Genomic DNA, 19,778 nt, shown 5'->3' on the forward strand with positions numbered 1-19,778 from the left:
CGGCTTCGTCAATGGAGAAGTTGTATGCTCGATATCATTCACTATCCGCTGTTTGTTGTCGCCGTGCTGGTGCTGGTTGTCACACCCGGCCCGGACCTGGCTTACGTTATCGGGCAAAGCATCGCCAATGGCCGCCGCTCTGGCGTGATATCCGCGGCGGGTGTGGCGCTGGGAAGCTGCGCGCACACGGTGGCCAGCGCTGTAGGTTTAACGGCGATTATTGCCGCCTCACCAACGCTGTTTTTGATGGTTAAATACATGGGCGCGCTCTATCTGATCTGGCTGGGAAGCCGCATGATATGGAGCACCTTTAGCAAGAAGGCGAAACCGTCAGAGGAAATCAAATCCATTCCTGCCGTCAGTACCGGTAGCCTGCTGTCACGTGGCTTTATCACCACTATTACCAATCCTAAAGTCCTGTTGTTCTTTATCGCTTTTTTCCCGCAGTTTGTGACCGTTGGCGGCGAACACCAGGCGCTTTCATTCGTGGTGTTGGGGATTACCTATGCCATTGCCGGATTTGCCACGGATACCACCTTTGCACTGATCGCGGGCAGCGCCGCCAGCGCCGTGTCGAAAAATCACAAGCTGCAAAGATGGCTGGACCGGGTAGTCGGCGCGACCTTTATTTCGTTAGGGGTGCGGCTTGCACTGACGCGTCGTTAAAAAAATCACTCAGCTCGCGGGCGATTGCCTGCGGCTGCTCTTCAGGCAGGAAATGGCCGCAGTGAGGAACCCGTATGCCGGAAACGTTTTCGGCAAACGGGCGCAGCGGTGCCGCCATATCGGCAATGGAGCCGTGATCGGCGCTGATTGCTAACACCGGCATTGGCAGTTTTCCTTTGGCAAGCAAGGCTTTGTTTTGTCGCGCTGAAAGCTCAGCGGCACGATAATAAGCCAGCCCGGCGCGCAGGCCGCCGTCGCGGGTCAGAACGCGCAAATACTCCGCCAGATCGTCTTCAGTAAACACATCCGGGCAGGCCGTTTTTCTCTTTAAAAACCATTCCAGATAAATTCTCTCGCGCCCGGTAATCAGCGCTTCCGGCAGATCGGCAATCGAATGAAAGGCAAAGTGCCAGGTTTTCCACGCCTTATCCGGGGTGACCGGCAGCGCGTCCGGCAACGTCACGCCAGGAATTCCGGCATCCAACAAGGCCAGGCGTTTCACTTCATCACCGTAAAGCGCCGTAAAGGGCCACGCGACCCAGGCACCGACGTCATGCGCCGCCAGAAAATAGCGATCTATCTTTAACTGAGCCAGTAAGCCGTGGATTTTTTCGGCAAGCGCCTGGGTATCATAACCGGAATCCGGTCGGTCGGAATCGCCCTGGCCCGGTAAATCGGGCGCGATAATATGAAAGGTGTTCATCAACGGCATCACCTGCCGCCATGCGTACCAGCTTTGTGGGAAGCCTGCCAGCAGCACCAGCGTTTCGCCGTCAGGATTTCCTCCCGTGACATAATGCAATCGCACCCCGTCGACCGTGGCATAGCGGTGGACGAACCCTTCAAGCCCGCTGACGGCAGAGGAATGCGGTTGCGCACAGGCCTGGCGAAGCGGCAATGCGTGAGCGATCGCATGTTGTGGATTTGGCATAACAAGATCTCCATGAACGGTTAATTAGAAATTGATCATTTCCAAAATAGATAAATTTTAATCGACGATTTTTAATACCATAGCGACCACGGCTTCAGGATCGGCAATATTGCCGACTTTACCCACCACCCGCAGCCCAAACAGCAGCGACAGCAGCACGTCAGCCGCCGTTTCGATATTCAGCCCGGCCGAGACGGATCCATCCTGTTGCCCCTGTGAAAGCAGCGACAACAAATGCGTTTTGTTGCGCGTTATCGCCTGCTGCACCAGCGCCGCCAGCTCATCATCCAGCACCTGAAGCTCGGTCGCGCTGCCGACCACCAGGCAACCGCGCCTTCCTTCCACGCCGTGAGCGGATTCGAGATAAAATTTCAACACCTCAGCGAGCCGCTCGCGGCCGTCAGCACCGTTTTCCATGCGCTGACGCAGATCGGCATTACGCACTGAGATATAGCGTTCGAACGCGCGAAGAAACAGGCTGCGCTTATCTTTAAACGCCTTGTAGATGCTGCCCGCGGTGAGATTCATCGCCTCGCTTAAATCGGCAACAGAAGCCGCGTGATAGCCTTTTTGGCGGAATATCAGCATGGCCTTATCGACCGCCAGCTCGGGATCGAACTCTCGCGGGCGACCGCGTTCTTTGGTTGTATTTTGGGTAACAGAAGCGTTCATAAATTTCGCATATAGGAAATGATTGATTCCAAAATGCCAGATAAGCGCGCTAACCGCAAGCGACCACAAGGCGTACGGCAACAAAATTTGTACGGCGAAGGGCAAATTGCGCCTGAGAAATAAGCAAATAAGCCGACTCGCCGCGCCTTACCGCCCGCCAGCTTTACTTGAAAGCACACTAGCGGGTATTCTACTGCGCATATTTACTAAGACGATCTTGAGGTCGACATGATTATTAAACCACGCATTCGTGGCTTCATCTGTATTACTGCCCATCCGGCAGGTTGCAAAGCTAACGTTGAAAAACAGATTGAGTATGTTACCCGCAATGGCAAAATTGCCAACGGCCCGAAAAAAGTGCTGGTGATCGGCGCGTCTACCGGTTACGGCCTGGCGGCACGTATCTCCGCTGCTTTCGGCTGCGAAGCCGACACGCTGGGCGTGTTCTTCGAGCGTCCGGGCGAAGAAAACAAAACCGCCACGGCGGGCTGGTACAACTCTGCGGCATTTGAAGAGCTGGCTGAAGCAAAAGGCCTGTATGCCAAAAGCATCAACGGCGACGCTTACTCAGACGCCGTGAAGCAGAAGACCATTGAACTGATTAAACAGGATCTGGGTCAGGTTGATCTGGTGGTTTACAGCCTGGCCGCGCCACGCCGTACCCATCCGAAAACCGGTGAAGTGTTCAACTCCACCCTGAAGCCAGTCGGTAAAACGCTGACCACTCGCGGCCTGAATACCGATAAAGAAACCATCACCGACATCACGCTGGAGCCGGCTTCTCAGGAAGAAATCGACGGCACCGTCGCGGTAATGGGGGGTGAAGACTGGCAGATGTGGATCGACGATCTGAAAGCGGCCGGCGTGCTGGCTGACGGCGCAAAAACCACCGCCTTTACCTACCTGGGCGAGCAGATCACCCATGACATCTACTGGAACGGCTCCATTGGCGAAGCGAAAAAGGATCTGGACAAGCGTGTTCTGACCATTCGCGATACGCTGGCTGACAAAGGCGGCGACGCGCGCGTTTCCGTACTGAAAGCTGTGGTCACCCAGGCCAGCTCCGCTATTCCGGTCATGCCGCTGTACCTGTCGCTGCTGTTTAAAGTGATGAAAGAGAAGGGTACTCACGAAGGCTGCATTGAGCAGGTTTACGGCCTGTTTAAAGATAGCCTGTACGGCGCATCGCCAATTCTGGATGAGGTGGGCCGTCTGCGTGCCGACTATAAAGAGCTGGCACCGGAAGTGCAGGACGAAGTCACCAAATTGTGGCCGACCGTGACTGACGAAAACCTGAACGAGCTAACCGACTTCGTTGGCTACAAAACCGAGTTCATGCACCTGTTCGGCTTCGGTCTGAGCGGTGTGGACTACGATGCCGACGTTAATCCAGATGTGAAAATTAAAAATCTGGTGCAGATGTAAGTGAAAAGGGCGTCCTGCGGGACGCCTTTTTATTTCCCGCCCCGATAATCCTCCCGCGTCTTGTTAGATCAATCAGTTAACTTTGTTTAATAGATAAGCAAAGTTTTATTCAGGCAGTCGTTACCCGGACCTGATTTTAACGCTACCAACGCAAAAAATTATTACGGTATTGCACTAATACATCACTCTGTCCTCGTAATCTCTTCTTAACTTTTTGAAAGTGATGAGTATTTTCTCAAATTACTTTGAGGACGTTGGCGTAAACCAAGAAACGCTCGGCTTATCGATTAATTTTTCCCTGAATCGAGCCGCTTTTCGGGCCACCGGATGATAGGTGAATCATCAGTTTATTTAACAAAAGATCCCGTTAGATCAGTCTGTTATCTCCGAACTTCGGCATAAATTGCAAAGCAAGTTACGACATGTGATTAAATAATGAGCAAATTCGATCTTATAGATCGAAAATCAGAATTGTACATAAAACACGCAGTGGGAGTAGGGTGCTGTTACAGGAGTAAAGATATTCATCGCGCTTTCAGGCTGTGAATACTCAACTTTTGCCGGAGCTGTTCATTTCAGCAGAAGTTATCTGCTTCTGCGCTGAAAATCAGGAAAGAGTAAATAACATCCGTACAGATTTGATTCGTGTTGATATTTAATGTCAGTTCGCGTTTACCTTTTCTGCAATCGCAGAACAGGTTAATCAATCATATGTTCTGGAGGTTTGTATGTCTGATACTTTAATTACTATCACGCTGGTTAATAGTTCGAGTACGCCCAAGGACTTTTATTTTTTTCAGGAACCGGCAAAATATACCGGCGGTGCAGAAGTTTATTCAAACAGTTTATTGCACTGTGAGGTATCACCTTTAATCTCGCAGGGAACAAGGTATCAATTTCAGCTGAAACTTAAACACCATGCTGGAGTTCAGTCCCTGAAAAATCCTGTCATGGTGGGCCAGCCTTCAGGCTACTATTCTGCTATCCAGGAAATTGGCCTGACGCCTGCTGATGGGACTAATACCAGTGCGACAATTATGTCCGCTCGTCCACTGGGACTGTCGATCCCAGCCGTGCCTGATGCAAGTCAGAACGTGCAGACTGGGGCATTCAGAATCATCGTGCCGGAATATGATTCTTCCCTGGAAACTTATTATGGTGGTTCAGCTGTAGAGTTAAGCGACGGCACAATTGTGCTTTCTAATTTCTCAACGCTGACGCCAAATAGTTATCTTGATTGTCAGCCGGTGTTAACTTTCTATGTGGCAATAGGCAGCTACGAATCAGGACAGGTGATGAATTTTACGGCTTCCTCAAGCGGAAATAGCGTTGGTGTTTGTGACGCTACCGGAGGTGATACTGATTTCTATGTAGAATATACGTCATCCGGAAACTTCGTTACAACCATCAAGCGTCGCCCTAACTGATCCTGATAAAATTAATCAATCAGGCAATGTGTTAACAGCCTCATTGTAGGCTGTTAACATTATTAATTTTATCATATTTAATGATAACGGGAGGCGGCATGCCTGTTTCGCCAGATTTTATTGTTAAACACATACGACCTTACGGTGAAGCGGCGTATGAAAAAATCTGTGAACCCAGGGGAGAAGGTTCATTGTACCGCTGGTTTATCGACAGGGAAATAGATCCCTGCCTTATTGATTCGGTCTTTTCAGCATGGAAAATAACCGCTGAACAAATAATTAATAAGGATAACTATAAATTTTTTATTTACTCAGCTTGCCTGGCAACAAAAACGGCATGGGAAAGGAAAAACGCTCGCCCTCATAATAATCAGGAAAGCCACAGCGTTTTTTTTATGACGGAAGAACTGATTAAAGAGCTTTCTTATAAAAGCAGTTTTTACAAAGGAGAGGAGTTTTTGTTTTTCCCTAACAAAGAAATTCCAGTAGTGATTAGTTTAGAACCTGATTTTAGTGATGTAGAAATAAGGCTCAATGTTGAAGGGGTATCGTTACAGGTTGATGAAAAAGGGTATTGCCACCATTTACTCAGGATCCTTTAATCAAGCGTATCTGCATGTCGCCTGTACAAGAATCAGATAGCTGAAAAGCCTGATGGTTCAGGCTTTCCGGAGGGGATATGAACGAACTGACGGCAACAAATGTATTACCTGCATTACTGCTCTGCGGTCTGGCCGGAATGGTAGGGCAAGGAATGCGTGCTATTGTTGGGCTGAATAAAACGGGAGAGTTAGAACCGGGGAAAATAGCCCATCTTCCGTCATTTAACCTTGCTTATCTGAGTGTCACCTTGATGATCGGCTTTATAGCAGGATGCCTCAGTGGTCTGATCATTGGTATTGGCGACTTCATTAACCAGCTTGAGATAGATAAACTTTTCGCTGTGGTTTCTGCCGGTTATGCTGGTGTTGATTTTATCGAAGGCAGTTTTAACTTAATTATCAGGCAGCATTCTGACAGTTCAGCGCCTGACCAGCCTTCAGTTACCTCTGAGGAAACTAACCGGCGTGAACCTACATTTCCTGCAAAACCAGGACTTCCTGAAAAAACACCAGAGTCAGCAGCCTTAAAAAAAAAACGGATGACCGGAAAAACATTTCGCTTGCCACGGTGCTTGAGCAGCTGAACACCGGAATTAACTCTCGACTTTGGGGACCGGTGTTGGAGAAGGCCTTTGCCGATTTTAATTTTAATAACGATCGACGTAAAGCTGTAGCAATCGGACAGTTTATGGTAGAGGCAGAGGAGGATTTCAGCCGTCTGGAGGAGGATCTGAACTACAGTTCGGCAGAGAGAATCATGCAGGTTTTTGGATCGCATTTTAGTAATGAACAGGAAGCCGAAGCATTTTGCTTTCAGCCCGAAAAACTGGCAAATCGTGTTTACGCTAAGCGGCTGGGAAATGGCCCGGAAGATTCGGGTGAGGGCTATCTTTATCGCGGGCGAGGGCTGATACAGATCACCGGGAAAAATATGTATCAAAAGTTCGCCGACGCGACTAATAAAAATATTACTGATGCCGTTAATTTCTGCACCACGCCACAGGGCGCAGCGAACTCCGCCTGCTGGTATTTTAAAGATACCGGATGCCTGGAGCTGGCTGATAAATGGGATCTGGATGGAATAACCAGACGAGTAAACGGTGGAGCAGAGCTTGATATGAGTAAACGTGATAGTCAATGTGAAGCTGCACTGACGATACTTGAAAACGCTTCAGGTCATTCATGTTAACAATATAGCGGACAGCGGGAGGTAGAAATTCATTAAAGACATTTCAAATTTACCCATTATCTTTATAACATTACCGAAGAGGTTTGCCATGAAAAACATTAATCGCTTCAAAGTTATTATCATGTTGGTGCTTCTCGCACAAGTCCCTGCATCTTTTGCTGCAACGTTGGAACTGGATGCGACTTGTGCACATTACACCAATTTTAATACAACGGCAGGTCAGACGCTGACCAAATCAGGTAAATCAAATAATGGCACTACGGCTTATATATGGATCAATGGTACCAATACAGGTTTCAGGATCCCTTCGGGCGTCTCTTCCTGTAATTATCAGGCAAATGGCAATACCACTTTCTGTTTTCATAATTCGACTAACCCTAATGTTGGCACTCAGGTAAGCGTGACCAATGACCATCTTGTTTCTAATGCCTGTCAGGCATTCTGATTAAGCCAGCACTTCCAGGGGATTGTCACGTTGTGAAGCATGCCTGGCTCCACGACACGTTACGCCACTTCTCTATACCCGGCTATCAGCTGTAAGGATGGTCGGGTCTCAATCATTTACGTCATCAGGTCGGATAAAATAAAAGGTGGCGACCCGGCAAAAAATTCGCCCAATATTTGTGAGTGAAGTCAGCAAACTATTCATTCTAATCTAGTCTTAACAAATGAAGCTCTCCCGAGTCTGACCGTCATTCGTTCTTTGAAGTTAACGCCTGGCCGGGTAGCTGCCTGGCAGCAGAACGTTTGCGGTATCGCTCACTCCCGAACATAACGGAGAAACCCGTGACAGTAACGATTTCAGCCAATGTCGACCCCTTACTGAGTCAGGAAAGCGAACTGCGCAGGCTGCGTGACGCAGTCAACCAGCGTCTGTCCCAACTTTTACCGGTGGGCAGCGAACGAGATCGGATAAGTGAAGCGATGCGGGAAGGCACGCTCGCGCCCGGTAAACGCATTCGGCCCTTGCTGTTAATGCTGGCCGCCGGTGATTTAGGCTGCGACAGAAATCATCCCGGCCTGCTGGATCTGGCCTGTGCCGTCGAGATGACGCATGCGGCCTCGCTGATGCTGGATGATATTCCCTGCATGGACGATGCGGCGCTACGGCGGGGTAGACCGACCATCCACCGGCAATTTGGCCAGGACGTGGCGATTCTGGCGGCGGTTGCGCTGCTGAGCAACGCCTTTGGCGTGGTGGCGGGCGCGGCGGGATTGTCGGATACCTGCCGCACTCAGGCCGTCGCTGAACTCTCTGCGGCGGTCGGTTTACAGGGGCTGGTTCAGGGGCAATTCCGGGATCTGCGCGAGGGTAACGCTGCCCGCAGCGCCGAAGCCATTGCCGATACCAATGAGTTGAAAACCAGCGTGCTGTTTAACGCCACCTTGCAAATGGCCGCGCTGGCAGCGAATGCCTCACCAGCGGTGAAGAGCAAACTGAACTGCTTTGCCCGCGAGCTGGGTCAGGCGTTTCAGCTACTGGACGACCTGGCCGACGGACACAGCGGCACCGGTAAGGATACGAATAAAGACGAGGGCAAATCTACGCTGGTGGCGCTGCTAGGCGCTGAAGCGGTGCGGCAACGCCTGCGCGAACACCTGCACAGCGCCGACCAGCATTTCTCATGGGCCTGTCAGCAGGGCCTGGCGACAAGGCAGTTTATGCAAACGTGGTTCAGTCAGCAGCTGGCAACGTTTAGTTAACCTTGAAGGGCATTCCGGCTTTGCTTTTAATGGAGAGTTAATGAAGGACGCAAACCTTATCCAGCGTAAAAACGACCATCTGGACATCGTGCTGAACCCCTCTCGCGCTGTCCATTCCGCCCGCACGGGATTTGAAAACTGGCACTTTGAACACTGTGCGTTGCCCGAGCTGGATCTTGACAGCATCGACCTTCACAGCACTCTTTTTGGACGAGCCCTTAAAGCACCGCTATTGATCAGTTCGATGACCGGCGGGGCCGCTCGCGCCAGACATATTAATCGTCATCTTGCTGAAACAGCGCAGCTGCTGGGCCTGGCAATGGGCGTTGGATCGCAGCGCGTGGCGCTGGAAAGCAGCGGGCAGGAAGGATTGAATCGCGAACTGCGTGATATCGCGCCCGATATTCCCCTGCTGGCGAACCTCGGCGCGGCCCAGATCAAAGGCTCTCGCGGGCTGGATTATGCGCGGCGTGCGGTTGAAATGATCGATGCGGATGCGTTGATTATCCACCTTAACCCACTTCAGGAAGCGCTACAGAAGGATGGCGACCGCGACTGGCGCGGCGTTCTTGCTGCTATCAGCCAACTGACTGCAACGCTGGAGGTGCCGGTTGTGGTGAAAGAGGTGGGAGCAGGCCTTTCTTGCGCCGTCGGCCAACGGCTGGCCGGGGCAGGCGTAGCAATGCTGGACGTGGCGGGCGCAGGCGGCACCAGCTGGGCTGCGGTTGAGGGTGAGCGGGCCAGCGATCCGCGGCTGCGCGCCGTGGCAATGGCTTTTGCCAACTGGGGAATTCCCTGTGCCCAGGCGCTGCGCGACCTGCATCATTCACTGCCCACAATGCCGCTGATCGCTTCTGGCGGTATCAAAGACGGTATTGACGTTGCCAAGGCGCTCTGTCTGGGCGCCGATTTGGTGGGTCAGGCGGCCGCCGTGCTGCACAGCGCGAATACCTCTGCGCAGGCTGTCACCGATCACTTCCAGACGATCATCGAGCAGCTGCGCATTGCCTGTTTCTGTACCGGCAGCAGCAACCTTAGCGAACTTCGTCAGGCTCCGCTGCGCTACAGCGGAGCGAATGCATGAGCCATTTCGCGGTGATCACGCCGCCGCTCTACAGTCATTTACATGCGATGCAGGCGCTGGCGCAGGTGCTGATTGCCCGCGGACATCGGATCACTTTTATTCAGCCCGCTTCTGCGGGTGCAACGTCCCTTGAGCGGGATATCGCCGTGCACTACGTCGGCGTGGCCGCCGCCGATCTGGCGGGCAGGCCAGGTGAGATTTCTTTGTTCAGCCTGATCGGTCAAATGTCCCGTACCACCGAAATGCTGTGTCGGGAACTGCCCGGCGCACTGAACGCGCTGAAGGTGGATGGGCTAATTGTCGATCAGATGGAAGCGGCGGGCGGGTTGGTGGCCGACGCGTTAGGACTGCCTTTTGTCTCGGTAGCCTGCGCGCTGCCGGTTAACCGTGAAACCGGCCTGCCGCTGCCGGTGATGCCGTTTGACTACGCAACCGACAAGCGCGCGCTGAAGCTTTACGATACCAGCAGCCGGGTTTACGACTGGCTGATGCGCAGCCACGATCGGGTGATTGCCCGCAACGCGGCGAAATTTGGCCTGACGCCGCGGAAAAGCCTGGATCAGTGCCTGTCGCCGCTGGCGCAAATCAGCCAAACCGTGCCGCTGCTGGATTTTCCCCGCCAGGCGTTGCCAGCCTGTTTCCACCACGTCGGGCCGCTGCGGAGCCAGAAAGCGGGCAGCGCGAAAAGCGCATGGCCCGTTTCACCGTCGCGTCCTTTTGTATTCGCCTCGCTGGGAACGCTACAGGGCCATCGGTTTGGGCTGTTCAAAACTATTGCTCACGCCTGCCGCAGCCTTGATGTGCAGCTATTAATCGCCCATTGCGGCGGTCTGAATGCCCACCAGGCCGATGTACTGCTGGCCAGCGGCGCGAACTGGGTGACCGATTTTGCCGATCAGCCACAGGTGCTACAGCAGGCACAGGCCGTTATCACGCACGGTGGGTTGAATACGGTGGTGGATGCGGTAAATAGCGCCACGCCCATTCTTGCGGTGCCAATTGCCTTCGATCAGCCCGGCGTGGCTGCCCGCGTCGCGTGGAACGGCCTTGGCCGCCGGGTCTGCCGTTTTGCCACCAGCAGCACGATGGCGAAAAATTTAAGCCTGTTGCTGAGCGATGACGGCTACCCACGCCGTCTCGCCGCTGCCCGCCAACAGCTACAACAGGCGGGCGGCGCGCTGCGTGCTGCGGATATTATCGAACAGGCATTTAAAACCCAGCCCGCAAGGCTTGAGGCGGCGGGATGAAGCAATGGGATGTTATTTTGGCCGGCGGCGGGCTGGCGAACGGATTGATCGCCCTGCGTCTGCGCCAGCAGCAGCCGTCGTTACGTCTGTTGATGGTGGAAGCGGGGCCTTCAGCGGGCGGCAATCACACCTGGTCTTTCCATGAAGACGATTTAACCGCTGAGCAACATCGCTGGATTGCGCCGCTGGTAGCGCATCGCTGGCAAGGCTATGACGTGCGCTTTCCTCGTTTTACCCGCACGCTCACCAGCGACTACCTCAGTATTACCTCGGAACGCTTTGCAGAGGCAATTGGCGAACTGCTGGGCGAAGATTTGCTGACAGGCTGTGAAATCAGCGCGCTAACCCCGCAGAGCGTCCGGCTTGCCGATGGCCGAACCTTCACCGCTGGCGCGGTGATTGATGGCCGTGGCTATCGGCCCAGCCGGTATCATACGATTGGGCTTCAGGCGTTTCTGGGACAGCAATGGCAGCTGGCGCAGCCGCATGGGCTTCAACGTCCGATCCTGATGGATGCCACGGTCGACCAACAGCAAAGCTACCGCTTTGTGTATACGCTGCCGCTTTCCGCCGACACGCTGCTGATCGAGGATACGCACTATCAGGACAGCGTGGCGCTGGAACCTGATGCCGCCCGTCAACGTATTGCAGATTATGCTGCCGCGCAGGGCTGGCAGCTCCAGACATTACAGCGAGAGGAGCGGGGCAGCCTGCCCATTACCCTGGCGGGGCAACCCGCGGCGTTTCGTGCGCAACATCAGCTTCCCTGTAGCGGCTTGCGGGCCGGGCTGTTTCATCCAACCACCGGCTATTCACTGCCTCTCGCCGCGTCTCTGGCCGATTTGATCGCCCGCCAGCCGACGCCAACATCGGCATCGCTGAATGCAGCGATCGGGCATTTCTCGGCCCGTCAGTGGCGGCAACAACGTTTCTTCCGCGTACTTAATCGTATGCTGTTTCTGGCCGGGCCACCGGCGCAAAGATGGCAAATTATGCAGCGTTTCTATTCTCTTGATGACCGGCTAATCGCCAGGTTTTACGCCGGTCATCCGACGCTTACCGACAGGATCCGTATTCTGACCGGTAAGCCACCGGTACCCGTTGGCGAAGCTCTGCTGGCGGTACTCAAAAAAACTTCCAGGTTGCGAGCTTTCAGATGAAGAAAACAATTGTTATTGGCGCTGGATTAGGTGGACTGGCTTTAGCAATCCGTCTTCAGGCCTCAGGGCTGTCTACCCTTTTACTTGAAGGGCGTGACAAGCCCGGCGGGCGGGCCTATGTCCGCCGTGAACAGGGTTTCGTCTTTGACATGGGGCCAACGGTGATCACCGATCCCTCCGCCATCGAGGAGCTGTTTACCTGTGGCGGCAAGCGGATAGCAGAATATATCGATCTGCTGCCGGTGACGCCTTTTTACCGGCTGTGCTGGGAATCGGGCGAAGTGCTGGAATACGGCAACGATCAGCAGCGGCTGGAGGAGCAAATTGCGCGTTTCAATCCTGACGATGTCGAGGGCTACCGTAAGTTCTTCCGCTATTCCGGCGAGGTATTCAAGGAAGGGTATCTGAAGCTGGGGTTTGTGCCGTTTCTCTCTTTTCGCGATATGATCCATGCCGGCCCCCAGCTGGTGAAACTGCAGGCGTGGCGCAGCGTCTACAGCCTGGTGTCGAAATTCATCAAAAACGAACACCTGCGGCAGGCGTTCTCCTTTCACTCGCTGCTGGTCGGCGGCAACCCTTTTGCCACTTCCTCAATCTATACGCTGATCCACGCGCTGGAGCGGCAGTGGGGCGTCTGGTTCCCCAGAGGCGGCACCAATCAGCTGGTCCACTGCATGACCCGGCTTTATCGCGAGCTGGGCGGCGAGATGATCGTGAACGCCAAAGTAGAGCGTCTGGAAACGGAAGGCGATCGCATCAGCGCGGTGCGCTTGCAGGATGGCCGTCGTTTTGAAGCGGCAGCCGTGGCCTCCAACGCTGACGTGGTACATACCTATGACAAACTGCTTAGCGACCACCCGCGAGGCAAAAAGCGGGCGGCCGAGTTGAAAAAAATGAGCATGAGTAACTCGCTGTTTGTGGTCTATTTTGGCCTGAATAATCCGCACAGCCAGCTGGAACATCATACCGTCTGCTTCGGGCCGCGCTACAAGGAGCTGCTCGACGATATCTTCCATAAAGATTCATTGTCGGACGATTTCTCACTTTATCTGCATGCACCGTGCAAAACCGATCCGACCATGGCGCCGCCGGGCTGCGGCACCTTTTACGCGCTGGCACCGGTGCCGCATTTAGGCACGGCCAATATTGACTGGGATGTTGAAGGGCCGCGCTTCCGCGAGCGCATTTTCGACTATCTGGAAAAACACCATATGCCGGGCCTGCGCGAGCAGCTGGTGACGCATCATATTATGACGCCCTTTGATTTTCGTGATGAGCTTGACGCGCACCTGGGGTCAGCGTTTTCTGTCGAACCGCTGCTAACCCAAAGCGCCTGGTTCCGCCCACACAATCGCGACGACCAAATCGAAAACCTTTATCTGGTTGGCGCGGGCACGCATCCCGGTGCGGGGATCCCGGGCGTGCTGGCTTCGGCCAAAGTCACCGCTAACCTGATGATTGAGGACAGCAGGAAATGAATCAGCCTTTACTGGCGCACGCGACCGAAACCATGGCCGTGGGGTCGAAAAGCTTTGCGACTGCCTCAAAGCTGTTTGATCCGGTTACCCGCCGCAGCGCACTGATGCTCTATGCCTGGTGTCGGCACTGTGACGACGTGATCGATGGGCAGACGCTGGGCTTTAACAGCGATATCAACCCGCAGGAGAGTCCGCAGCACAGGCTGGCAGGGCTTCGGACGCAAACGCTACGCGCCTGTGCAGGCGAACCGATGCAGGAACCCGCCTTTGCCGCTTTTCAGGAGGTGGCGCTGGCGCATGGCATTCCACAGCAGCAGGCTTTCGATCATCTGGAAGGCTATGCCATGGATGTGCGCGGCCAGCTTTGCCATACCTTTGATGACACGCTGCGCTATTGCTACCACGTCGCGGGCGTAGTGGGGCTGATGATGGCGCGGGTGATGGGCGTGCGTGATGAGGCCGTGCTGGATCGTGCCTGCGATTTGGGGCTGGCATTTCAGCTGACCAATATTTCGCGCGATATTATTGAGGATGCCGAAATGGGACGCTGCTATCTGCCCCTGAGCTGGCTTGAAGAGGCCGGCCTGACGCTGGAAAACTACGCCGCGCCGTCACAGCGGGCGGCACTGGCTGGCGTGGCGCAACGGCTGGTGCTGGCGGCAGAGCCGTATTACCGTTCGGCGCAGGCAGGGCTGCGCGGCCTGCCGCTGCGATCGGCCTGGGCGGTGGCGACCGCAAGCGGCGTTTACCGTGAAATTGGCGTCAAGGTGCGCCGGGCCGGAACGGATGCCTGGGCGCGGCGGGCCGGCACCAGCAAGCTGGAAAAACTGGGGCTGCTGGTGTCCGGCGCGGCTAAGGCCGGGGCTTCCCGGATGGTGTCGTCGTCGCCTCGTCCTGCCGATCTCTGGCAGCGCCCTGGCGCTTCGGACGGCCATGCCGCTGCCGCAGGACTGCCTGAAGTTTAGCAACCGGTGGCGCATAGAGAAAACCAAACGAGACGCAGCCTTCGCGCCCGCGTACCGCATGATGCAGGCGATGCGCCATATAAAGGCGCTTGAGGTAGCCGCGTCTGGGCACGTAGCGGAACGGCCAGCGCTGATGCACCAAACCATCGTGCACCATAAAGTAGAGCAGGCCGTACAGCGTCATGCCCGCGCCAATCCACTGTAGCGGCCAGACGCCGCGGCTGCCGAACGCGATCAGCACAATCGCCAGTACCGCAAACAGCGCCGCATAGAGGTCGTTCAGTTCAAACCGGCTGCTGTGCGGTTCGTGGTGGGAAAGATGCCAGCCCCAGCCCCAGCCATGCATAATATATTTGTGAGCCAGCGCCGCGATGATTTCCATCGCCACGACGGTGAACAGGACGATGAGCGCATTGTACAGCCACAACATAATAATCCCCGTGATCCGTTAGGTGCGTTAAGCGTAGCCCATTTAGGCCGGCACGATCTCCAGCATGTCGGTCATGGCGCGCAGGTTGGCCGAACGGCTGCCTTTTCGCCAGACCAGCCAGATATTGATCAGCCCCATTTGTCCGGCCAGCGGCCACGCCGACACGCTGTCCTTGCCGGGCATATTTTCCAGCATGCTGCGCGGCACCATCGCCAGCCCGGCTCCCGCGCTGACGCAGGCGAGGATACCGTGGTAAGACTCCATCTCAAAAATCTTACCCGGTGCGGCATTCTCCCTTGCGAACCAGTTTTCGAATAAGCGACGGTATGAACAGTTGGCGCGAAAGGCATAAATCGTCGCGCCCGAAATGGTGGTAGCGCTGGTCACGGGCGGATGGTTGAGCGAGGAGATCACCACCATCTCTTCGGCGAACACGGGCATACCTTCCAGTTGAGGATGCTTAGGCGGGCCATCGATAAACACCGCACTGTACTCGCCAGCCAGCAGGCCATCAATCATTTCGCCGGAGGGGCCGGTGGAAAGATCCAGCTCCACGTCCGGCCATGTCTGGTGATAGCGGGCAATGAGCGGCGGCAGGCGTACCGCGGCGGTGCTTTCTATTGCGCCCAGCGTGAACACGCCCGTTGGATGCTGGCTGGAAACCTGCAAACGCGCTTCTTCGGTCAGGGCCAAAATGCGGTGGGCATAATCCAGCAGCGTGCGGCCCGCATCGGTAATATGCAGGCGGAGCTTCTCACGGCTGAACAACTGCGTGCCCAGCTCTTCTTCCAGCTGGCGCAGGCGTGTAGAGATATTCGACGGTACGCGATGCAATTTGCTGGCGGCGGCAGTCACGCTGCCTTCCTCAGCAATGGCGCGAAACACTTCCAGCTGGGTCAGATCCATGCATTCTCTTTTTGAGTAAGATATTTTCATTATTATTCATTTTTAAAGAATGAATGACAAGCTTATGATCTCCCCATCGCAAATGACTTTCGTCGGGCAAGCGCCCGACCATCAGGAGAATGTATGACGACTTCCTCTGCCGTTTCCCGCAATCCTTTCACCGGCGAAATTATCCGCCAGACGCCGTTCGCCTCAGTAACTGACGTGGAAACCGCGCTGCAACAAACCGACAGCGCGTTCCAGTCATGGCGCCACAGTGAAATCGACAGCCGTAGCCAGCTGCTGCAAAACATGGCGGCGGGCCTGCGCAAGCATGCCCGTTCACTGGCTGAAATGATGACTGATGAGATGGGCAAGCCCATTACCCAGAGCCTGGCCGAAGTGGAAAAATGTGCCCGCCTGTGTGAATGGTACGCCGAACAGGGGCCGGCTTTTCTGGCCCCAGAAGCAACGCGGGTGGAAAACGACAAGGCTTACGTCAACTACCTGCCGTTAGGCCCAGTCCTGGCGGTGATGCCGTGGAACTTCCCGGTCTGGCAGGTGCTGCGTGGCGCGGTGCCAATCATCATGGCGGGCAACAGCTACCTGCTGAAACCTGCACCGAGCATCATGGGCAGCGCGCTGTTGTTGCAGTCAGTGCTGACCGAAGCGGGTGTGCCACAGGGCCTGTTTGGCGTGGTGAATGCCGATAACGATGCCGTGGCAAAAATCATCAACGACCGTCGTATTGCCGCCGTCACGCTAACCGGCAGCGTACGTGCCGGTGCCGCAATTGCCGCGCTGGCGGGTGCAGCAGTGAAGAAAAGCGTGCTGGAGCTGGGCGGCGCCGACGCCTTTATCGTGCTGGCAGATGCCGACATTGATGCGGCAGTGAAAGGGGCCGTTGCCGGTCGCTTTATGAACGGTGGCCAGGTTTGTATGGCAGCGAAACGCATCATTGTGGAAGAAAGCATTTTTGCTGAATTCCGCGACAAGTTCGTTGCGGCAGTGAAAGAGATGGTGGTGGGCGATCCGCGCGACGAAGCGACCTATATTGGCCCGATGGCGCGTTACGATCTGCGTGACGAGCTGGATACGCAGGTGCAGGCGACGATTGCCGAAGGTGCCGAGTGCCTGCTGGGTGGCCATGTTATTCAGGGCGCGGCTAACTTCTATGCGCCAACGGTGCTCAGCAACGTGAAGCCAGGCATGACCAGCTTCAAACAGGAATTGTTTGGTCCGGTAGCCTCACTGATTGTGGCGAAAGATGCCGAACACGCTATTGCCATGGCTAACGACTCTGAATTTGGCCTGGGCGGCAGCCTGTGGAGCCGGGATCTGGCTAACGCCCGCAAGCTTGCTGCAAAAGTCGAAACCGGCGGCATGTTTATCAACACGCCGAGCTTCTCCGACCCACGTGTGCCAATCGGCGGCGTGAAGCACAGCGGCTATGGTCGCGAGCTGTCGCACTTTGGTATTCGTGAGTTTACCAACGCGCAGACAGTCTGGCTGGAATCCTGATTTAGCCCGCGAACATCTCGCCCTTAAGCCACTGTTCAACCCCTTCCGGCGGAAGGGGTTTACTGCAAAAGTATCCCTGAATTTCATCGCAGCCAAAGCTGCGCAGCGTCAGCAACGTCTGCTCATCCTCAACCCCCTCTGCCAGCACGACATAGTGCAGTTCTTTCAGCATCGCTATCACATGCCGGACAATGGTACGGCTGGCGTTATCGGTCGCCATCTTCCAGACCAGCGAGCGATCCAGCTTGATCACGTCCACCGGAATGCGCTTGAGGTAGTTAATATTGCTGTAGCCGGAACCAAAATCATCCAGCGACAGACCAAAACCGCGCAGCTTGAGCTGATTCAGACCGGCCAGCGCTTGCGGACACTCCAGCATTCTTTCCGTTTCCAGACACTCCAGACGCAGCAGCTCGGTGGGCATACCGGCCCGCAGCATTTTCGCTTCCAGCCGGTCGGCAAAGCCAGGGCTGGCCAGATCGCTGACGCTGACGTTGACCGACACCGGCAGATTCACGCCTTTCGCCTGCCACAGTTGCAGCTGGGACAGCGCGCTGGCGATAACCCAGTTTGTCACTTCCGCCATCAGGCTGGTGGTCTCCACCAGCGGCAGGAACGTCATCGGCGGCAGATTACCGAGGGTGGGATGTTCCCAGCGCAGCAGGGCTTCCAGACCCACCGGCAGCCCGCTGTGCAGGGAAAGCTGGGGCTGATAAACCAGATACAGGCCGCCTTCGCCGCGCAAAGCCGTCGACAAATCATGCAGCAGATGGAAATCAAGTTTGCGGCGGTTGTCGAGCGCTTCATCATAAGTCTGCCAGGGTTTGCGCAGACTGATAGCTTCATGTAAAGCGCTAAAGCCACGGCGCACAATTTCCGATGGTGTAGAGTTTACCGGCACAAAATTCACCTCGCCCAGATGAATACTGAGGTCAATCGTAATGCCTTCATGCAGTCGGGCGTGGGCGCTGCTTAATTTTTCGCCTGAACGCTGTAGCCAGGCGTACGATCTGGCAGCCGAGAGCAGGGCGAAGCAGCCTTTCGTAAAGCAATATAAAACCTCCTGCGGCTGAAGTTGCAGCCGAATGCGCAGCAGCTCAATCATATCTTTTTGCAACGTTTCCAGCGTGCCCATACCCAGCGAACGGGCAATTTCATAGGCACGCGTCACATCCAGACATTCAATCAGCACCAGACTGTGCCGCTCCTGCACGCCCATCTCTTTTAGCAACGCCAGGTCCTGCATCAGCTTTTGGCGATTGGGAAGAGAAGTGACAACGTCACGAAGGCCGTTGTTAAGCCAGGCGTCCAGCCAGGAGGTGATGATATCGGCCAGCAGCTGTAGCATCTCTATTTTATGCTGCGGGAAAAGATGCGGCTGAACGTCGGCAACGCACAGCGTACCGATCACCATGCCATTGCTTAACTTCAGCGGCGCACCTGCATAAAACCGGATAAACGGTACATCAAGCGTCAGGGGATGCTCGCGGAAACGCTCATCGTGATGCGTATCCTGACAGACCAGAATCGTGCCGCTGGCCAGCGTATGGCGGCAGAGCGCATCTTCAAGCGACGTTTGCTGCAATGCAAAACGCTGCGCCGCTTTAATATACTGCTGCTTCTCATCCATCACGGAAATAAAACTGGAGGGGATTTCCAGCAGCCGGCTGGCCAGCTCGGTAAACTTGCTGAGGATCTCATCCCGTTCGCTATCAGTGGTAGTAAACATCTCCAGCACCTGTGGGTGCCGGTTATCTCCCAGGTTGTTTGTCATAATCGCCTGCAAATTATTCCCCATCGGGAAAGCTAATAGTTAAGCTAAACTTGTCTCGAGGGCCGATGCATTAAGCCGCCACGCACAAATTTGGATAACAGCATGTCTCATTCTTCTTCAGCAGCGCCGCACGATCGGATCGTGCTTTATGATGGCGTCTGCAAACTCTGTAACGGCTGGGTCAATTTTCTGATCCGCCATGATACGGGTCATCAGGTTCGGCTGGCTGCGGTACAAACCCGTAAAGGCAAAGCGTTGCTGATTGCAGCAGGCATGTCGCCGGATGAAATCAACACCATTGTCCTGTTGGATAACGGCCAGGTGTACCTGCGCGCCGAAGCCATTTTTCGGGTAATGAAATGGCTGCCCTTCCCATGGCGAATTTTTAGCATTCTGCGTTTTTTTCCAAAAGCTATCAGTAACCGCTGCTACGATCTCATCGCCCATAACCGTTATCGGCTGTTTGGCCGATATGATGAGTGCCAACAGCCCGTAGCCGATCATCCACAGCGCTTTCTGGACCAGCCTTAATACAAACTGATGGCTATCGGCCAGGATAAGGAAGCGAAGAGGGCAGGAAAACCCTTTTTCTGGCAAAGGTTTGCCGGATAACTTCTT

At 54.9% G+C, this 19,778-nt stretch carries 20 protein-coding genes; 15 read left to right on the plus strand and 5 right to left on the minus strand.

Annotated features, from left to right (window positions below; genetic code table 11):
- Positions 1-24: 24 nt before the first annotated feature.
- Positions 25-666 (plus strand): LysE family translocator, encoded by a 642-nt coding sequence (locus tag EHV07_RS10400; protein WP_147197624.1) that lies wholly within the window; start codon positions 25-27, stop codon positions 664-666.
- Here EHV07_RS10400 and EHV07_RS10405 read toward each other — a convergent pair.
- Positions 626-1,597 carry an alpha/beta fold hydrolase gene (locus EHV07_RS10405; protein ID WP_147197626.1) on the minus strand — a complete coding sequence of 324 codons (972 nt, stop codon included), beginning with the start codon at positions 1,595-1,597 and terminating at the stop codon, positions 626-628. The two genes, EHV07_RS10400 and EHV07_RS10405, sit on opposite strands and share 41 nt — an antisense overlap.
- A 57-nt stretch (positions 1,598-1,654) precedes the next feature.
- Entirely contained in the window at positions 1,655-2,269 is a 615-nt protein-coding gene (locus EHV07_RS10410; RefSeq protein ID WP_147197628.1) for a TetR/AcrR family transcriptional regulator, read from the minus strand.
- 228 nt (positions 2,270-2,497) lie between these two features.
- Here EHV07_RS10410 and fabV point away from each other — a divergent pair, with 228 nt between their 5' ends.
- The 12 genes from fabV to crtB all read left to right on the plus strand — a co-directional run bounded on the left by fabV (position 2,498) and on the right by crtB (position 14,550).
- A complete protein-coding gene (gene fabV, locus EHV07_RS10415) occupies positions 2,498-3,694 on the plus strand; it encodes an enoyl-ACP reductase FabV (protein WP_147197630.1) in 1,197 nt (398 codons plus the stop codon).
- 728 nt (positions 3,695-4,422) lie between these two features.
- The gene (locus EHV07_RS10420) at positions 4,423-5,121 is read left to right on the plus strand and encodes a hypothetical protein (protein WP_147197632.1); all 699 of its coding nucleotides are present in this window, start codon (positions 4,423-4,425) and stop codon (positions 5,119-5,121) included.
- Positions 5,122-5,219: 98 nt separating this feature from the next.
- Positions 5,220-5,723 (plus strand): hypothetical protein, encoded by a 504-nt coding sequence (locus EHV07_RS10425; protein ID WP_147197634.1) that lies wholly within the window; start codon positions 5,220-5,222, stop codon positions 5,721-5,723.
- Positions 5,724-5,800: 77 nt separating this feature from the next.
- A complete protein-coding gene (locus EHV07_RS10430) occupies positions 5,801-6,307 on the plus strand; it encodes a hypothetical protein (RefSeq protein WP_147197636.1) in 507 nt (168 codons plus the stop codon).
- Positions 6,292-6,912 carry a glycoside hydrolase family 19 protein gene (locus EHV07_RS10435; protein ID WP_147197637.1) on the plus strand — a complete coding sequence of 207 codons (621 nt, stop codon included), beginning with the start codon at positions 6,292-6,294 and terminating at the stop codon, positions 6,910-6,912. Before EHV07_RS10430 ends, EHV07_RS10435 begins: the two co-directional genes overlap by 16 nt.
- 88 nt (positions 6,913-7,000) lie before the next feature.
- The gene (locus tag EHV07_RS10440; RefSeq protein ID WP_147197639.1) at positions 7,001-7,357 is read left to right on the plus strand and encodes a hypothetical protein; all 357 of its coding nucleotides are present in this window, start codon (positions 7,001-7,003) and stop codon (positions 7,355-7,357) included.
- A gap of 341 nt (positions 7,358-7,698) precedes the next feature.
- On the plus strand, positions 7,699-8,616 hold the full coding sequence (locus EHV07_RS10445; RefSeq protein ID WP_254446329.1) for a polyprenyl synthetase family protein: 918 nt from the start codon (positions 7,699-7,701) through the stop codon (positions 8,614-8,616).
- Positions 8,617-8,656: 40 nt separating this feature from the next.
- Complete coding sequence (gene fni / locus EHV07_RS10450) at positions 8,657-9,700, plus strand: type 2 isopentenyl-diphosphate Delta-isomerase (protein ID WP_147197641.1); 1,044 nt, start codon at positions 8,657-8,659, stop codon at positions 9,698-9,700.
- Positions 9,697-10,947 carry a glycosyltransferase gene (locus EHV07_RS10455; RefSeq protein WP_147197643.1) on the plus strand — a complete coding sequence of 417 codons (1,251 nt, stop codon included), beginning with the start codon at positions 9,697-9,699 and terminating at the stop codon, positions 10,945-10,947. Before fni ends, EHV07_RS10455 begins: the two co-directional genes overlap by 4 nt.
- Positions 10,944-12,107 carry a lycopene beta-cyclase CrtY gene (gene crtY / locus EHV07_RS10460; protein WP_147197645.1) on the plus strand — a complete coding sequence of 388 codons (1,164 nt, stop codon included), beginning with the start codon at positions 10,944-10,946 and terminating at the stop codon, positions 12,105-12,107. Before EHV07_RS10455 ends, crtY begins: the two co-directional genes overlap by 4 nt.
- The gene (locus tag EHV07_RS10465) at positions 12,104-13,585 is read left to right on the plus strand and encodes a phytoene desaturase (RefSeq protein WP_147197647.1); all 1,482 of its coding nucleotides are present in this window, start codon (positions 12,104-12,106) and stop codon (positions 13,583-13,585) included. Before crtY ends, EHV07_RS10465 begins: the two co-directional genes overlap by 4 nt.
- Positions 13,582-14,550: a 15-cis-phytoene synthase CrtB gene (crtB, locus tag EHV07_RS10470; protein WP_147197649.1), complete on the plus strand. Its 969-nt coding sequence runs from the start codon at positions 13,582-13,584 to the stop codon at positions 14,548-14,550. The genes EHV07_RS10465 and crtB overlap by 4 nt, the downstream gene beginning before the upstream one ends.
- Here the strand turns inward: crtB and EHV07_RS10475 are convergent.
- Entirely contained in the window at positions 14,438-14,980 is a 543-nt protein-coding gene (locus EHV07_RS10475) for a sterol desaturase family protein (RefSeq protein WP_147197651.1), read from the minus strand. The two genes, crtB and EHV07_RS10475, sit on opposite strands and share 113 nt — an antisense overlap.
- A 42-nt stretch (positions 14,981-15,022) precedes the next feature.
- The gene (locus tag EHV07_RS10480) at positions 15,023-15,886 is read right to left on the minus strand and encodes a LysR family transcriptional regulator (RefSeq protein WP_147197653.1); all 864 of its coding nucleotides are present in this window, start codon (positions 15,884-15,886) and stop codon (positions 15,023-15,025) included.
- Positions 15,887-16,009: 123 nt separating this feature from the next.
- Between EHV07_RS10480 and EHV07_RS10485 the strand changes: the two genes are divergently transcribed.
- Complete coding sequence (locus EHV07_RS10485) at positions 16,010-17,386, plus strand: NAD-dependent succinate-semialdehyde dehydrogenase (protein ID WP_147197656.1); 1,377 nt, start codon at positions 16,010-16,012, stop codon at positions 17,384-17,386.
- A gap of 1 nt (position 17,387) precedes the next feature.
- Here the strand turns inward: EHV07_RS10485 and EHV07_RS10490 are convergent, their stop codons facing one another.
- Positions 17,388-19,115, minus strand: a complete 1,728-nt coding sequence (locus tag EHV07_RS10490) for an EAL domain-containing protein (protein WP_254446330.1) — start codon at positions 19,113-19,115, stop codon at positions 17,388-17,390.
- A 147-nt stretch (positions 19,116-19,262) separates the two neighbouring features.
- Here EHV07_RS10490 and EHV07_RS10495 point away from each other — a divergent pair, with 147 nt between their 5' ends.
- Positions 19,263-19,691 carry a thiol-disulfide oxidoreductase DCC family protein gene (locus tag EHV07_RS10495; RefSeq protein ID WP_147197660.1) on the plus strand — a complete coding sequence of 143 codons (429 nt, stop codon included), beginning with the start codon at positions 19,263-19,265 and terminating at the stop codon, positions 19,689-19,691.
- Positions 19,692-19,778: the final 87 nt, after the last annotated feature.

The sequence above is a fragment of the Pantoea sp. CCBC3-3-1 genome (assembly GCF_007981265.1).
GTDB lineage: Bacteria > Pseudomonadota > Gammaproteobacteria > Enterobacterales > Enterobacteriaceae > Erwinia.

Bases quoted from the DNA above. Each gene is read 5' to 3' on its own strand.
- fni (WP_147197641.1), top strand. From the start codon at position 8,657: ATGAAGGACGCAAACCTTATCCAGCGTAAAAACGACCATCTGGACATC.
- EHV07_RS10410 (WP_147197628.1), bottom strand. From the start codon at position 2,269: ATGAACGCTTCTGTTACCCAAAATACAACCAAAGAACGCGGTCGCCCG.
- crtY (WP_147197645.1), top strand. From the start codon at position 10,944: ATGAAGCAATGGGATGTTATTTTGGCCGGCGGCGGGCTGGCGAACGGA.
- EHV07_RS10495 (WP_147197660.1), top strand. From the start codon at position 19,263: ATGTCTCATTCTTCTTCAGCAGCGCCGCACGATCGGATCGTGCTTTAT.
- EHV07_RS10400 (WP_147197624.1), top strand. From the start codon at position 25: ATGCTCGATATCATTCACTATCCGCTGTTTGTTGTCGCCGTGCTGGTG.
- EHV07_RS10455 (WP_147197643.1), top strand. From the start codon at position 9,697: ATGAGCCATTTCGCGGTGATCACGCCGCCGCTCTACAGTCATTTACAT.
- EHV07_RS10480 (WP_147197653.1), bottom strand. From the start codon at position 15,886: ATGGATCTGACCCAGCTGGAAGTGTTTCGCGCCATTGCTGAGGAAGGC.
- crtB (WP_147197649.1), top strand. From the start codon at position 13,582: ATGAATCAGCCTTTACTGGCGCACGCGACCGAAACCATGGCCGTGGGG.
- EHV07_RS10440 (WP_147197639.1), top strand. From the start codon at position 7,001: ATGAAAAACATTAATCGCTTCAAAGTTATTATCATGTTGGTGCTTCTC.
- EHV07_RS10405 (WP_147197626.1), bottom strand. From the start codon at position 1,597: ATGCCAAATCCACAACATGCGATCGCTCACGCATTGCCGCTTCGCCAG.
- EHV07_RS10490 (WP_254446330.1), bottom strand. From the start codon at position 19,115: ATGTTTACTACCACTGATAGCGAACGGGATGAGATCCTCAGCAAGTTT.
- EHV07_RS10475 (WP_147197651.1), bottom strand. From the start codon at position 14,980: ATGTTGTGGCTGTACAATGCGCTCATCGTCCTGTTCACCGTCGTGGCG.
- EHV07_RS10465 (WP_147197647.1), top strand. From the start codon at position 12,104: ATGAAGAAAACAATTGTTATTGGCGCTGGATTAGGTGGACTGGCTTTA.
- EHV07_RS10420 (WP_147197632.1), top strand. From the start codon at position 4,423: ATGTCTGATACTTTAATTACTATCACGCTGGTTAATAGTTCGAGTACG.
- EHV07_RS10425 (WP_147197634.1), top strand. From the start codon at position 5,220: ATGCCTGTTTCGCCAGATTTTATTGTTAAACACATACGACCTTACGGT.
- EHV07_RS10430 (WP_147197636.1), top strand. From the start codon at position 5,801: ATGAACGAACTGACGGCAACAAATGTATTACCTGCATTACTGCTCTGC.
- fabV (WP_147197630.1), top strand. From the start codon at position 2,498: ATGATTATTAAACCACGCATTCGTGGCTTCATCTGTATTACTGCCCAT.
- EHV07_RS10485 (WP_147197656.1), top strand. From the start codon at position 16,010: ATGACGACTTCCTCTGCCGTTTCCCGCAATCCTTTCACCGGCGAAATT.